At 49.6% G+C, this 15,862-nt stretch carries 8 protein-coding genes; 2 read left to right on the forward strand and 6 right to left on the reverse strand.

Annotated elements, in window-relative coordinates:
• Positions 1-167 precede the first annotated feature (167 nt).
• Together J3P35_RS13770 and J3P35_RS13775 are read left to right on the forward strand one after the other, a co-directional pair.
• Positions 168-1,853: an alpha-amylase family protein gene (locus J3P35_RS13770; protein WP_210465614.1), complete on the forward strand. Its 1,686-nt coding sequence runs from the start codon at positions 168-170 to the stop codon at positions 1,851-1,853.
• 139 nt (positions 1,854-1,992) lie between these two features.
• Positions 1,993-3,321 (forward strand): MFS transporter, encoded by a 1,329-nt coding sequence (locus J3P35_RS13775; RefSeq protein ID WP_210465158.1) that lies wholly within the window; start codon positions 1,993-1,995, stop codon positions 3,319-3,321.
• A 138-nt stretch (positions 3,322-3,459) separates the two neighbouring features.
• Here the strand turns inward: J3P35_RS13775 and J3P35_RS13780 are convergent, their stop codons facing one another.
• The 6 genes from J3P35_RS13780 to J3P35_RS13805 all read right to left on the reverse strand — a co-directional run bounded on the left by J3P35_RS13780 (position 3,460) and on the right by J3P35_RS13805 (position 15,684).
• Positions 3,460-5,280: a glycoside hydrolase family 13 protein gene (locus J3P35_RS13780; protein WP_210465159.1), complete on the reverse strand. Its 1,821-nt coding sequence runs from the start codon at positions 5,278-5,280 to the stop codon at positions 3,460-3,462.
• A gap of 99 nt (positions 5,281-5,379) precedes the next feature.
• Positions 5,380-6,948 (reverse strand): alpha-amylase family glycosyl hydrolase, encoded by a 1,569-nt coding sequence (locus J3P35_RS13785; protein WP_210465160.1) that lies wholly within the window; start codon positions 6,946-6,948, stop codon positions 5,380-5,382.
• A 98-nt stretch (positions 6,949-7,046) separates the two neighbouring features.
• Positions 7,047-9,293 carry an alpha-amylase family glycosyl hydrolase gene (locus J3P35_RS13790; RefSeq protein WP_210465161.1) on the reverse strand — a complete coding sequence of 749 codons (2,247 nt, stop codon included), beginning with the start codon at positions 9,291-9,293 and terminating at the stop codon, positions 7,047-7,049.
• Positions 9,294-9,557: 264 nt separating this feature from the next.
• The gene (locus J3P35_RS13795) at positions 9,558-11,009 is read right to left on the reverse strand and encodes a cadherin repeat domain-containing protein (RefSeq protein ID WP_210465162.1); all 1,452 of its coding nucleotides are present in this window, start codon (positions 11,007-11,009) and stop codon (positions 9,558-9,560) included.
• Positions 11,010-11,028: 19 nt separating this feature from the next.
• The gene (locus tag J3P35_RS13800; RefSeq protein ID WP_210465163.1) at positions 11,029-12,513 is read right to left on the reverse strand and encodes a RagB/SusD family nutrient uptake outer membrane protein; all 1,485 of its coding nucleotides are present in this window, start codon (positions 12,511-12,513) and stop codon (positions 11,029-11,031) included.
• A gap of 69 nt (positions 12,514-12,582) precedes the next feature.
• Complete coding sequence (locus J3P35_RS13805) at positions 12,583-15,684, reverse strand: SusC/RagA family TonB-linked outer membrane protein (protein WP_210465164.1); 3,102 nt, start codon at positions 15,682-15,684, stop codon at positions 12,583-12,585.
• Between the last annotated feature and the right edge of the window lie 178 nt (positions 15,685-15,862).

A 15,862-nucleotide genomic window follows, 5' to 3' on the forward strand; every position in this document is an offset into this window, starting at 1 on the left:
TCGTGCTGCTGGCGGCACTGGCGGGCGCGTGCACTTCCACTGCCCCTACCCAAACCAGCACCCCTGAGACAAAAACATCGGCACCCGTGACGACCACCCCTGCCTCCAAGCCTGATCCTAATACCACTGACGAGGAGGTAAAGGACAATAAACTGGTGATCTACCAGATGATGACTCGTCTGTTCGGGAACAAGAAAGCCCTGAACAAAACCTACGGCACCCTGCAGGAAAACGGCGTGGGTAAGTTCAACGACATCTCAGACAAGGCGCTGCAGGAAATCAAGAAGCTGGGCGCCACGCACGTGTGGTACACCGGGGTCATTGAGCACGCCGTCCTCACGGATTACACCAAATTCGGGGTGGCTCTGGACGATGCGGATGTGGTAAAAGGCCGCGCCGGCTCTCCCTACGCCATCAAGGATTACTATGACGTGAACCCCGATCTGGCGGTGGACGTGCGCAAACGGATGGCTGAGTTTGAGTCGTTGGTGGCCCGCACCCAAGGCAACGGCCTCAAAGTGCTCATTGACTTCGTACCCAACCACGTGGCCCGTTTCTATACCTCAGACGCCAAACCTGCCGGCGTGCAAGACTTTGGAGTTCAAGATGATAAAACCGTTTCCTTCAAGGCCAGCAACAACTTCTACTACATTCCCGGCCAGGCGTTGCAGGTGCCTAAGACCTACAACCCATTGAGCGGCGCGCACCGCGGTCCGCAGGAAGACGGTACCTTCAAAGAGAACCCAGCCAAAGTCACCGGCAACGATGTGTTTAACGCCGCACCCTCTGAGAACGACTGGTTTGAGACCGTGAAGCTGAACTACGGGGTAGACATCCAGAACAACCGCACCAAGCACTTCTCGCCCACCCCGGACACCTGGCTCAAGATGCGCGACATCCTGCTGTTCTGGGCTGGCAAAGGCGTGGACGGTTTCCGCTGCGACATGGCCGAAATGGTGCCTGTGGAGTTCTGGGCTTGGGCTATCCCGCAGGTGAAAGAGAAGCACCCGGGTATCACCTTCATTGCGGAGATCTACAACCCCAAAGAGTACCGCAACTACATTCAGACGGGCCACTTTGATTATCTCTATGACAAGGTTGGGCTGTATGACGCCGTTCGCCGCCTCATGGAAAACAAAGGGCAGGGCAACACCGCGGAGATCACCAAGGTTTGGCGCGAAGAAAGCCAAGGCATCTCTAACCACATGCTCCGGTTCCTGGAGAACCATGATGAGCAGCGCCTGGCTTCCTCTGAGTTCGCCGGCACGCCTCTTGCTGGCATCCCAGCCATGACTCTTAGCGCTACTTTAGGCAGCGGACCTGTCATGGTGTATTTCGGCCAGGAAGTGGGCGAACCGGGCAAAGGCCACGAAGGCTTCCAGGGCGAGGACGGCCGCACGACCATTTTTGATTACTGGGGAGTTCCGGCGCACCAGGCATGGATGAACGGCGGCAAATTCGATGGTGGCAAGCTCACCCAGGACCAGAAAGACCTGCGGGCATTCTACACCAAACTGCTCAACCTCAGCACCAGCCGCGAGGCCATCCGGAAGGGAAAATTCTATGCTTTAACCGCAGAATCTAATGATGCCCCGGCGGGCGTGTACGCCTATGTACGCCACACTGCCCAGGAACGCATTATGGTGTTGGTGAACTTTAACCGGCAGAACACCAACTACAGTCTAACATTGCCGCAAACGGCGATAGCGGCCATGGACCTGGACGAAAAGGGCACGTTTATCCTGCAGGATCTACTCACAGACATGCCGCCGCTGTTCTTCCAGCCATCGGTGAAAACCAGTATCACGCTGGCGCCAATGAGCGCGCACGTGTTTTTGTTGCAGAAAAAGTAGTATTTAAAACCTGTGGGGTTTTAGAAACCTCACAGGTTTTTTTTCTGGACCTCGCGTTTCTAACCTGTTTTTTTAGATATTAAGGCAGAAACAGAATCACCCATCAGACAAACAAACTTTCACATCTAACCCTTTGCCCATGGCACAAGTAGTACAGGCGCAAGCCAAACCCCGCCTGAGTTTCTGGCAAATCTGGAACATGAGTTTCGGCTTTTTGGGGATCCAGTTTGGGTTCGCGTTACAGAACGCTAACGTTAGCCGGATTTTTGAGACGCTGGGCGGCACCGAAATTGCTCTTTACTGGCTCGCGGCTCCCGTAACCGGTCTGTTAGTGCAGCCCATCATCGGGTACCTGAGTGACCGCACCTGGAGCCCGGTTTTCGGCCGCAGAAAGCCTTTCTTCATGATTGGCGCTGTGCTGGCCTCCCTTTCATTATTGATTATGCCTAATGCCTCGGTGCTCTGGATGGCCGTGGGTATGCTCTGGATTCTGGACTCTTCCATCAACATATCCATGGAGCCTTTCAGGGCTTTGGTAGGAGACTTGCTGCCCAGTGACCAGCGTACAGCCGGGTTCGCCGCGCAGACTTTCTTTATTGGGGTGGGCGCAGTAGTGGCCTCTCTCCTGCCCTGGATCTTCAATAACTGGGTTGGCATCCCAAATACAGCCCCGGCCGGTGAGATTCCGCCCTCTGTAAAGTGGGCCTTCTACTGCGGAGGCGTGGTGTTTTTCCTGGCGGTGCTCTGGACCGTGGTGAAAACCAAGGAGTATCCACCCGAAAACCTCGAAGAGTTTGAGCGCGAGAAACGGGAGGCCACCTTCTGGCAAGGCGTTGAAGAAACCTTTATGGGGATTTTCAGGATGCCTAAAACCATGTCACAGCTGGCGCTGGTTCAGTTCTTCACCTGGTTTGGGTTGTTTGCCATGTGGATCTTCACCACTCCGGCCGTAACCCGCCACATCTACGGCGCCACCGACGCTACTTCCAAACTGTACAATGAAGGCGCCGACTGGGTAGGACTTTGCTTCGGGATTTACAACGGGGTATCGGCGGTATTTGCCCTTTTACTTCCGGTCCTGGCCAAGAGAACCAACAGAAGGGTAACCCACCTGATCTGTCTGTGCCTTGGAGGATTAGGTTTGATCTCTATTTACTTTATCAAAGACCCTAATTTCCTGGCCGTTTCTATGGTTGGCGTGGGTATTGCCTGGGCCAGTATCTTGTCTATGCCTTACTCCATCCTGGCGGGTTCACTCCCAGCCAACCGCATGGGGTACTACATGGGAGTATTCAACTTCTTTATTGTGATTCCGCAGATTGTGGCAGGTACCATGCTGGATTTCATAAACAAGAACATCTTCCACGGGGAGTCTATCTATGTGTTGGTGGTGGGCGGTTGCTCCATGATCCTGGCTGGTTTCCTCACCCTTCTGGTAAAAGACGTGGATGAGAAGAAAGTAGCTTAGTCACTGACATAGTTACCAAAACAGAGAAGCCCGGGGCAATGCCTCGGGCTTCTCTGTTTTTAACCTGTTTTATAGAAAACAGGCCCAAAACCTACTGGCAAATTTTGGGCCTGAATTAATGTAAGTATAGGTAGGCAATTACGCTTTATTGCTGATGACCACCAGATCCATAGGTTTCACCTGAACGGTCTTCATCGGCTTCTTGGAGAACACCTCTTTATACTGGCCTTTCTTAAGCAGATCATGGCTAAAAGTAACGGGTTTGCTACCGCGGTTCACCACCACAATCACTTCCTCATTCCCCAATTTCCGGCTGAAGGCGTACAGTTGCTGCGCATCGTCCACCGCCAGGGTGGTGTAGTTCCCCCGCTTGATAGAGGCATACTTGTTGCGTAACCCGATGTACTTTTTATACCAGTTGTACAGATCCTGGTTGAAGGCCACCTGATCGGGTTCATGCTTCGTTTGGTCTGGGTTGTGGGTTTCAGGTTCGTACTTCAGGTTCTGCCATACCATGGGTTTGCGGCAATCTGGGTCGTTGCTGCCCCACATGCCCACCTCATCGCCGTAGTAGATCATGGGAGAACCCAAGTACAGGAGCTGGAAAGCGGCGATCAGCTTTTGCTTCTGCAGTTGCTCTGCATTGGGTTTGCGGGCATTGTACTGTTTGTTGTTGCTCTTCTGGCTCCAGTTGAAGTATTTGCCCCAGTCGCCAAACCTCAGCCCATCGGGGTTGGCGACGGCGCTGCCCAGACGGGTGGCATCGTGGCTGTCCATCAGGTTCTGCATGTTCAGGGCCACTCCTTCGCCAAACGCCTCGCGCAGTTCCTTCAGCTTGGAATCAAACTGAGTGACGGTGGATGCCTTTTTCTCCTGGATAAAGAAATCATGCACAATAAACGCGAAGTTGTAGTTCATGGTGGCGTCAAACTCATCGCCGCTGAGGTAAGGCCGGGTCTCTTCAATAGAGAAAACCAGCTCTGCCGTCATGTAGGCATTGGGGTTGATGCTGCGCACAAATTTGCGCCAGTCTTTCCAAAAAGGGTGCCCCACGTCATAGGCCACATCCAAGCGCCAACCATCAATGCCGCTCTTAATGCCTTTGCCCATGGGGTTCATCCAGCGCTGGGTCGCGTTGAAGATGTACTCTTTGGGTCCGGCCACAATACCGGTGTTGTCTTCTTTGAACTCAGGCAAGGTGGAAACGCCAAACCAGCCTTTGTATTTGAACTCGGTGCCTTTAGCCGGATCGCGCCAGCTTTCTACCATAAACCAGTCTTTGTACGGTGAATTCTGTTGGTTTTTCTGCACGTCTTTGAAGGCAAAGCTGTTCACGCCCATGTGGTTGAACACGCCGTCAAAGATGATGTACATGTTGCGTTTATGAACCTCCTCAATGAGTTTCAGGGCCAGTTTATCGGCGCTGGTCCACGCCCAGGTTTTGGCATCAAGTGGATTTTCCTGTTCCATCAACTTTTTGTCGCCGTCAGGGTCTGGCCCCAAGGTAGGATCCACATGGTGATAGGCTAGGGCATCGTACTTGTGCGAGGAAGGTGCCCAGAAAATGGGGTTCAGGTAAATGGCATTTACGCCCAAAGACTGCAGGTAATCCAGTTTGTTGATGATGCCCTGCAAATCGCCCCCGTAACGGCGGCGCTGAATGTTGAAGTAAATGTCCTTGCCGTTCTTCTGCTCATACGGCTGCAACTGGTACCAGTCACTCGTCCAGGGATGAATCTCAAAGGGAGAAGTGACGTCAAACGGGTAAGCACCGGCTTGGTCGGTCACTTTGGGGTCGTTTTTGGGATCTCCGTTGCTAAACCGATCAGGGAAGACCTGGTACCATACCACCCCTTTGCTCCAGTCTGGGGTGAAGTCCTTGGGTTTTTGAGCAAAAATCTCTGCTGGCTGGAAAAGCAAGGCCTGGGCAGCGAGCAGCGGAATAAAGAGTTTCTTCATATGTTGCGTTGTTCTCTTAGAAAGTAAGTACTGGGTTAAGGAAGATTCTTGGTGAAAGAAAAAGAGCCCTTAAACTTATTTGTCTCAGGGCTCTTCTAATTATTTCTTCAGCACCACACTGCTGTAGGCCGGAAGCACTACCGATGCTCCCTTCTGCTGGCTTCCTTTTCCTTTGTAGATCGCTTTGGCGTAAGAGGTCAGGTTAGCAGGCAGGGACACGGTCAGCTCTTTCGCAGACAGGTTGTGGAGTACCAGCAAAGACTCGTCTTCGTGGGTTCTTACAAAGGCACTGATACTCTTGTCTTCCATCTGCACCGACTCAATGGAACCGTAGGTCAAGGCTTTGCTACCGTTTCTGAGGGCGATCAAAGCTTTGTAGTGGTTGTAGATGGAGTTCTTGTCCTTCTTCTGAGCAGCCACAGAGGCTACGGTTTCATCAGTGGTGTTCACGGGCTTCATCCAGGTGGTACGGCTCTTGTCTTTGCCCTTGGTATCCCAGAGGAAAGGCTCCCTGATCTGCTCGTCTGGCTTCTTGCCTTTCATACCAATCTCTTCACCGTAATACAGGTAAGGAGAACCCGGTAAGGTCAACAACAACGAGGCCGCCATCTTGGCTTTGTTCATGTCGTTCTTCAGGGTGCTCATGATCCGGTCCTGGTCATGGTTGCTCAGGATGGTGGCATCCACGAAGTCGGGGTTCACGGATTTGTAGAAGTTGGTGATTCTGGCGTGCTTGATTGCCAGTGAATCGCCTCTACCCCCGTTCACCGCCTTGGCAATGTCCCAACTCATCTCAAAGTTGAACAAGGCAGGCAGGCCTTTCAAGTAAGGCGCCACGATGTCTGACGGAGCCCAAACCTCTCCTACCAGGTACACGTCTTTGTTTGCTTTCTTCATCTCGTTCCGGAAGTACACCCACCAGTTATGGTTGTCCTGCGGACGCTCATCGGGGAAGATGTGGCGGGCAGCATCCAGACGGAAGCCATCTACGCCCACCTCGGTAAACCAGAACCTTCCAATTTTGAATACCTCCTCGCGCAGCTTAGGGCTATCGAAGTTCAGATCGGGCATACCTGAATAGAAGTAGCCGTAATACAGGTAATCGCTGCCGTTTACCTTATGCCAGTGCTGGGTGTTGTAAGAATCGGCCCCGGTGGTTTTCCCCTCTTTCTGGGTTTGTGGGTCATTTTTGTGGGTCCAGACAAAGTAATCGCGGTACGGGCTGTTCTCATTTTTGGCCGCGTCTATAAACCAGGGGTGTTTGTTGGAGGAGTGGTTCAGAACCATGTCCATCACTACCTTGATGTTCCGCTTGTGCGCCTGGTTGATAAACTCCTTGAAATCGGCCATTGTGCCGTAATCCGGATGGATGCCATAGTAATCGGTCACATCATATTTATGGTAAGACGGCGACGGGTTCATTGGCATGAGCCACACCGCTTCCACACCCAAATCCTTCAGGTAATCCAGTTTAGCCGTCATGCCTTTGATATCGCCAATGCCGTCCCCGTTTGAATCGGCGAAGGACTGCACGAAGATCTCATAGGTAATGCCCCGCGGCCACTGGCTCGCCTTGGTCTGCTGCGCCTGCACTTGTTGCGTAGGTAGCATTGCGGAGAAGAAGAGAGAACCGGAAAGGATCAGGTTTGTCAGGGTTGTTTTTTTCATTAGGGGTTTAGGTTTAACAAGTTGACAGTAATCTTTTTATATCACTGACCGTGATTCATTATTTCATGACCTGATTGGGCGTAAGTAGCGCCTGCCGCTTAGTGTGTCACTACTAAGCGCTTCATAGAAACTTTGCCGTTGGCGCTTACTTTGATGAAATAGATGCCCCCGGCCCAAGCCTGGGTATCAAAGGTGTGGCTGTTACCCGAGATATTTTCAGTAGTCAAAAGCTTACCTGCCGCATCAAAGACTGTTACCTGGGCCCGCTGATTGCCCTCTTTAGGCAAGGACAAAGTGACTTTACCGGCCGTAGGGTTTGGATACACTTGCACGTTCTTCAATTCCTGCTCATCATCAATACCGGTGGCATTGGCTGAGGTCAACCGGAGAATCCAGGTTTGATCTGCGGCCAATGAATTGCCCGTTAAGGTCCAGTTACTGATGGCGCCATTTGCATTCACCGTTACAGTTCCCATGGCCTGGCCCCGGTACAGGTCCTGCACCAGGTAGTTGCCGGCCGGCAGAGAAGAAACCGCCAAGGAAAGCGTAGGGCTGGCCACTGCTTCGCTGCTGAAATTGGAAACCACCACAACCGCCTCCTGCCCAAACACGCGGGCATAGCTCAACACCGATGCATTAGTAGAAGTCATGTCCTGGTGATACCCTTTTCTGAGGGCAGGCTGCGCGTTCCTGATCTGGATCAGTTTGCGGTAATGGCTTAAAAGAGAGTTGGCATCAGCAGACTGGGTCTGGACGTTGAACTGCGAGAAATTTGAATTGATACTGCGCCATGGGGTACCGGTGGAGAAGCCCGCGTTGGCACCTGGAGTCCACTGCATTGGTTTGCGTTTATCTTCATCCACGCCCGAACCAAGCATGCCTACTTCTTCGCCATAATACAGGAAAGGAACGCCAGGCATGGTCAGGTACAGTGAGGCCGCCTGTTTCATATGGGTCACATTGCTGCCCAGTTCACCCATCACCCTGTTATTGTCATGGTTTGTGAGGAAAGTGGCGTACTGCAGTTTGGGGTACACCCGGTTCACCAGGCTTAGCTGGTTGCGTACCGCTGTTGGGTTGTTGTCTCTTACCGAGGTGATGATCGCCCCAGCCAAGTCAAACTCAAATGCCGCGTCCAGCCGATTATTCTGCACATAAGGCACCACGGCCGCGGTGTTGGACCAAGCCTCCCCTACCGTGAACGCGTCTGGTTTGGCCGCCTTGTAAACCTGGTTGAATTCATGCAGCAGGCTGAACGTTTCTGGGGTGTTTTCCATATTTCGGCCATCTTCGTCCAGGTACTTCACGGCATCCAGACGGTAACCGTCCACGCCTTTGTTCAGCCAGAAACGGGTTATATCCCACATGGTGCTTTTCAATTGGGCATTGCTCCAGTTCAGGTCAGGCATGCCGCTGAAGAAAACGCCGTAGTAGTATTTGCCGTTTCTCTGGTGCCAGACTCCCTGCCCCCAAGGACCAAGATAGCCAGGGTTGGTGTCTGACCAGATGTACCAGTTGCGATAAGTATTGGTGGTATTGCTGCTTGACTGGGTGAACCAGGGGTGTTGGTCTGAGGTATGGTTCATCACAAAGTCAATAATAACTTTAATGCCTCGGGCGTGGGCAGCCGCCAGAAAAGCCTCAAAGTCGGCCATGGTGCCGTAGTCAGATTCTGTGGCGTAGTAATCAGTTACATCATAGCCGTGGTAGCTGGGCGATTCCATCATAGGCATAAGCCAGATGCCCGTGATGCCTAAGTCTGTGGTAGTGTTGGGGTCTCCATCATTGAGGTAGTCCAGCTTCTGGATCAAACCCTTAAAATCTCCTTTTCCGTCGCCGTTGCTGTCATAGAAACTGCGCACGAATATCTCGTAGAAAACGGCATCATTCCACCAAAACGTGCTATAATCAGTAGAAGGAACAGTTACCTCTTTGGTGTCACACGTCCCGAAAAGATAGGGGGACGTTTTGGAGACACTGGCAGTGGCATCAACGGTGCGGTTGAAGTTTCCACCACCGTCATTGAGACCACAGGCTGCAGGCACGATCTCGGCCCCGGTCCAGCTGTTGCCGTTGATGAACTTATACTGGAACAAGCCGCCTGTGGGCAGTGATACCTGCACCTCGTAAATTTTGTCATTATCCGGATCGGTAAGCGCCAGGGATGCAGGGTTCCAGTCTGACCCAGACCCAGCCAGCGCCTGGAAATTACCTGCCACGTGCACACCATTAGGGGAAACGGTTTGCCCGGTCATGTCCACCCTGAAGGTAAGTTGCACCTGCTGGGCCATTACCCCGCAGAGCGGCCCAAATAAGATGAGAAGAAAAGAGTAAAGAAATTTCATGATAATGAGGGATAAGTTAAAGACAAAAGGGATGATTTTCTTTAAGATCAGGGGTTATGCACTTGTGGCATCCCAATGAGGCAATTTTAGAAAGCTTCTGTTTGAGGCCCGCTTTTTTATATACGACCTATAAACGGAAGAGTATCTTCTCAACTACCTGGTTACTTATAAGAAAGCCCCCCTTTGTGTAAAAAGAGTAGAGGCTATCTCATCTTAAAGATTTGAGATAGCCTCCACAGGATTCATTCTACAGTTGCGTGAGGATTATATCTTGGTCAGAGTATAAGTTCCGTTGCCTACTGTGAAATCAACATCAATTCTGTAGGTTCCTTCGGTCAGGCCTTTGGTAGTTAAGTTTCCACCATTTCCTTGGACATCAAATGTTCCTTTTGCAGAAGTGCCTGATCCGAAAGCCCACTTGTCTCCCCACTGGCCATATTCTGGCAGAAGCAGGTATTCGCTGTCAGCTTTCAATGGAATGGTAATGGAATATTTACCTTCGGCTGTTTTGGTGAAATCCTGGCCAGAAGAAACACCCCAGTCTCCTGGCGTGGCACCGCCAACAATCACGATTTTGTTTCCTAAAGTAAAGCCTGCGTTGCCGAACGTACCAACCGTTACTCTGGCTGGGTTTGTTTTTCCATCCCAAACGGCAGACTGAACAAAGCCAAATCTGTTTTTACCGGTAGCAGAGGCATCACCTTTTACTATTACGTACTCTACTCCGGTTTTCTTTGGAACGGCAGCCGCTAATTTCTTGTCAAAGGCTACCATCTTATACCCATTGGTAACGCTAGTAGCACCTTTTTCAACTACATAATAATTACCGCTAGTGGCATCAATGGAATTGTCAAGATTAGCAACCACTGTGAGCATGCCTGATTTTACTGCCTCGGCAGGAATATTCAGGATTTCTCCGGCAGTAGAAGTAGGAGTTACCACTGGTCTGTCTTTCCAGTTATAAGCCGTTGCAGAGAAGGTAGTTTCACCATTATAGGTGAAATCTGAATACTCAGCTCCAGTGGCGTTGGTCATCTGCTTGTCCCAGTTTCCACGAGTGATTTTGAATTTATCACCACTTACCAGGTGCATGGCAATCTCATAGCAGGTAGCAGACAACCGTGTGAATGTGTGTGGTCCTCCACCACCATCCCAATCAGTACCTCCTTCTCTGGCACCAAAGCTACCAGTCAGGTAAATGGTATTGTCATTGGCAGGCAAGTCCTCACCTTCTGGTACATACAGTCTGATCCAAACTGTTTTGCCATTGGGTAGATTGTTGGTGTAGTTACATAGAACAGGAGTCACGTTGTTGATCACGTTAATGTCATACGTGCCAACGCTCTGCTCACCGTTCTTTGCAATCATTCTGTAATTAACTGTGTACAAGCCTGAAGGCGCCTGATCGTTACCCGGAAAAGGAACAGTCATGTTGATTCTGTTCAGATTTTCATGGATAATTTTATTCAAGCTGTTAGAGGCAACCACAGTGTTGGAGCCTTGCTTCGTAATCTCTACGATCACGCGCTCCAGGTCTGTTCCAGCAGCGGTAAATGATACCGGCACGTTGGCATTGGCATCAGAAACCACTACTAAGTCATAGGCCTGGTTACGGACCTCCTCAAAGGCGGGTTCCACATCATCTTCGCCGCAGCCTACAAGGAACAAGCTCAGGAAGAAGCTGAAAAACAAAAAAGGACTTTTAAAATTTCTCATATACATACTGTTTTAAAGCTTAATAACCTGGATTCTGTACCAAAGTACGGTTGTTGGCAATCGCCTCAGCGGGGATTGGGAACAGCTTATACGTATCAGTACTTTGCGCTTTGAAAGCACGCGGAGCGGTGAAAGTACCGAAACGGATCATGTCCTGACGACGGTGTCCTTCCCAGGCCAATTCTCTGCCTCTTTCATCATATACCTCATTCAAGGTTAAGGTACCAGCCAAGTCTGGGAGACCAGCACGGTTTCTAACCTGATCTACCAATTCTCTGGCCGTAGCCTCAGATCCACCGCTTCTAAGCAATGCTTCTGCTTTGGTCAGCAGCACATCAGCGTAACGGAACACAGGGAAGTCATTAGATGAGCTGTTACCTGGCTCAAACGGAGGAACCGGGAGGAATTTGGCGTTTCTGGCACCTTCAGATAGACCGGCACTAGTTAGGGAAGAAAGCGTGGAAGTGTACGTTACACCGCCTGGCTGAGGACCAACCAGCCACTGCTTCTTACGCAGGTCATCATTGCTGTACTTGTTCAGGAAGTCCTGGTGAACAGTAGCACCGTTCCAGGTACTAAAACCGAACAGGGCATTGCCATGTGGTCCTTGTAAAGTACGGATACCAATGATGTTCCTAGGAGCGCTAAGGGCATCTACATATACCGCTAAAATCACTTCCTGGTCATCTAATCTGTCTCCGAAAACCGGGCTAGCACCAGCATTGGTGTACAAGTTTGGCGTTAAGGTAAAACCACCTTCGTTGATGATTTTATCAGAGGCAGCAATAGCTTCTGTCCAGCGTGGTGTACCGGTGTACACTTCAGCGTTCAGATACACTTTAGCCAACAGAGCGTAAGCCGCCCATTTGTTAAAACGGCCGTAGAACTGACCTCCTTTTGTAGTAGGCAGGAACTCTACGTTATCCTGGATTTCCTTCACAATGAAGTTGAAAACCTCGGCACGTGGCGTTTGTGGAATCTGGTCTACTGTTACGTTATTTTGGGTATAGAACGGGATATTGCCCCATCCGTCCATCAGCATGTAGTAGAAGTAAGCTCTCAATACTCTTGCCTCGGCAATTCTGGATTGGTCTGCGTTGGCATTCTCCAGCAACTCAATTGCCAGGTTAGCTTTGAAAACGCTTCTGTACAACCAGTTCCAGGTATTGCCAATAAACTCCTGAGATCCGGTCCAGGTGTGCTGATACATGGCCCGCCAGATTCCGTTGTCATTCCAGCCCCCATCCGAGCGAGTAGGAACAACCATTTCATCTGTAGAAGTCTCATTCAGGTCATACCAGCCCCTGTCTGCGCCGGCAATTCCCTTACCGTTCCAATCCCCCCTTACCTCATTATAAATACTGGCCAGAGCTGCGTTGATTCCCGCGTCAGTGGCATAGAACTCATCAGCAACCTGTGTGCCGTAAGTGCCCTCCTCTAAATCAGTACAACCTACATAGGTGACTGATGCGGCAACCAAAAGTGAATAAATTATTTTTTTCATGGGAAATACTTAGAGTTTCTATTTCAATAATGTCTAAACAAATAGTCAGACGGTTGAATTCATTGGTATTTAAAAAGTTGCATTGATTCCCACAGCAAAGTTGCGGGTACGTGGATAAATACCATAGTCAATACCAAAACCGCTTCCTCCTGTTGTGCTCACCTCTGGGTCAATACCAGTGTAGTCTGTGATAACAAACAAGTTATTGGCTGTGAAGGAAAGTCTCAGATTTTTGATGGCTCCCATTTTGGCCTTGTTGAAGTTGTATCCAACGGTAAGGTTTTCAAGACGGGCAAAGTCACCATCCTCTAACCAAAGGTCAGTGGCATAAGTCAGGTTTTGCAGACCAAGATCCAAAGAGCTTTGTAACACGTTCACCTGTCCTAATTGGCTCAAGGTGCTCAAAGTTGCTTTTCTGGCGTTAAAGATCTTGTGACCGTGCGCCCCTCTGAAAACCAGGTTCATGTCAAAGTTCTTGTATCTGGCAGATGGCGTGAAAGCCCAGGTGAATTTTGGCAATGCCTGACCAGCAATGTAACGGTCTGGGTTTTGTCTGTTACCGTCTGAGATAACGCCGTCACCGTTCAGGTCATCAATGATTTGGTTTCCGTTCTCATCAATACCACCGTGCTTGAACAGGTAGAAAGTACCTAACTGCTGACCAATGATGAGGTGAGAGATAGCATTGTTTGTAGAACCAACACCGGTTGTACCACCTGAACCCCATACTACATAGTTAGTAGTCAAAGGAATGCCGTTCAATGAACCACTAAGCTCTTTCACTTCAGTTCTGTTGGTGGTAAGGTTACCTGCCAGGTTCAAAGAGAAATCTTCTTTGTCTACTAAAGCATAAGACAATCCAAGTTCAGCTCCTTTGTTTAAGATTTCACCAATGTTGGCCTTGATAGAACCAAAAGGATATGGAGGCTGAGGCACAGCGTAGTCAAACAACAAGTCGCTGGTTCTGCCATAGTAGAAATCCAATGAACCAGAAAGTCTGCTGCCACCAAAGAAACCGAAGTCAATACCAGCATTGTACATCTTCTTCACTTCCCATCTCAGGTCAGCGTTCTCGTTCTGGGTAATTGCGAAGTTAGGAATTAGAGTACCACCGAAGAAGGCAGTTCCAGCGTTGTTTGCTAAACGAACCGAGTTCAACGGGCCAAGGCCTTGCTGGTTACCGGTTTCACCATAACCTACTCTCAGCTTTAAATCATTAATGACGGTAAGGTCACGCATGAAGGCTTCATCGGAGATTCTCCAGGCACCAGAGAACGCAAAGAAGTTTGCCCACTTGTTGTTTTCACCAAACACAGAAGAACCATCTCTTCTGAAGCTACCGCTGAAGATGTATCTGTCTTTGAAAGAGTAGTTTGCTCTAGCCAGGAAGGAAGCTAGGGTTCTGTCATTTTTGTAAGAACTGATATTTCCTTGCTGAAACAAGTTAGGGTCTGCAGAAGCCAATGAACTAAGGTTGTTCTTATTGTCAATCAAGAAACCTCTGGCAGTAGCGCTGTAACCGTCATAAATCTGCTTTTGATACTCATACACCCCAATGAAGTCAAGGTGGTTGTCACCGAAATCAGTTTTATAATTCACAAAGGCATTGAACAGTTTCTCATCTGAATTAGTGGTGGTCTTGGTGGCAATACCATCAGGCAGGTTGTTCAAGAAGATGTCTCTTTCCTCACCTGTGAGGTTGGCAGGAACTTCACCCAGGTTGCGGGCTCCCTCTACAGTAGTTCTGGCAGAAGTATAGCCTTCATAGAGGCGGTCAGTTTTCCTCCAGGAGCCAAACACTCCACCGCTTAAACCACCAATGATTCTGTATTCTGCACGCAGACTCCCAAACAGGTTATTAGTTCTGTCTCCGTCCACAATCTCATTAGTTCTAGCTACTGGGTTCAGGTATCCAAAGCTTTGCGGATCCAGGAAATAAGGACCGGTGTCTTTGTACAAAGGTTCATCTGTATAGATAGGGTCAGTAGGACGGCGGTTAGTTGCCTCTCCTATTCTGCCATTATTGTTATACTTATTGGTTCTAACAGAAGTATTCAGGTTGAAATCTAAGTTAAGCTTATCTTTCAGTGCTTTCTGGGTGCCTTGGAAACGGCCGATGTAGTTATCATAGCTTGAATTCTTGATGATTCCCTGCTGAAGAATTCCAGTTAATGAAGTTCTGTAAGTAAAGGTTTCACCACCACCTGCTACTGCCACATTGTGCGTCTGGGTATAACCTCTGCGGGTGATTTCATCAAACCAGTTGGTGTTTCCACCATAGTCATTGAAGTCAATTCCTCTTGCTTCAGCTGCTGCTCTGTATTCAGAAGCATTAAGCATATCGTATTTCTTGGCGATCACGTCCATAGAACCCACGCCGCTGTATTCAACGGAAGTCTCTCCGGCTCTACCTTTTTTGGTAGTCACCAACACAACCCCTGCTGCACCTCTTGAACCGTAGATAGCGGTAGCAGAAGCATCTTTCAGGATTTCAATAGAGCTGATCTCGCTTGGTGGGATCTGGTTCAATAAACCTAGGTCACCCTGGATACCGTCCACAACCACTAACGGGTCGTTACCACCAATCAAAGAAGTAATACCTCTAATCCGGATGTTAGGGTTCTGACCTGGCTCGCTACCAACCTGGTTAATGTTCACACCAGCAGCTCTACCAGCAATCTGCTGGAGCGGGCTTGTTACAGGTCCTGCATTGAAGTCTTTCTCATCAATAGAAGCAACAGACCCGGTTAAGTCTCTTTTGTTCTGCGTACCATAACCTACTACCACTACTTCCTCCAAGGCTTTGGCATCAGTTAGCAGGTTTACATTCAAAGTAGACTGCGCTCCAACAGGCACCTCCTGGGTTACATACCCTATATAGGAGAACACCAAAGTTCCAGCATTACCAGTTACCGGAATAGAGTAGGCCCCATTCACGTCAGTGGCTGTGGCAGTGGTGGTACCTTTCAGTACAACTGACACACCAATCAGCGGAGAGGCACCGTCGCCAGTCACCGTTCCGGAAATGGTTCTTTGCTGTGCGGCTGCCTGCCCTATGCCCAAAGACAAAAAGGCCAACAACAGCAACAACAAGGAAGAACCCTTCCTCAGCTGCCATAAACTAAGCCAGCCTTGCGGGGCTAACTTTTTTTCAGGTAATAAATTAGTCATAGATGAAGGATTTAGGTAAATGAAGTAGTTTGAACAACTATTTAAAAAATCAGCAAAAACACACTGTACTGACAATCAAACACTTGAAATGTTTTACCAATTTGGGAAATCGATTTCCTTACCGATTTACCAACTTTTTACAGCATTTCAAACTATTTGGTCCTCAAACGGAATATTT

The organism is Rufibacter roseolus (genome assembly GCF_017916365.1).
GTDB classification, from domain to species: Bacteria; Bacteroidota; Bacteroidia; order Cytophagales; family Hymenobacteraceae; genus Nibribacter; species Nibribacter roseolus.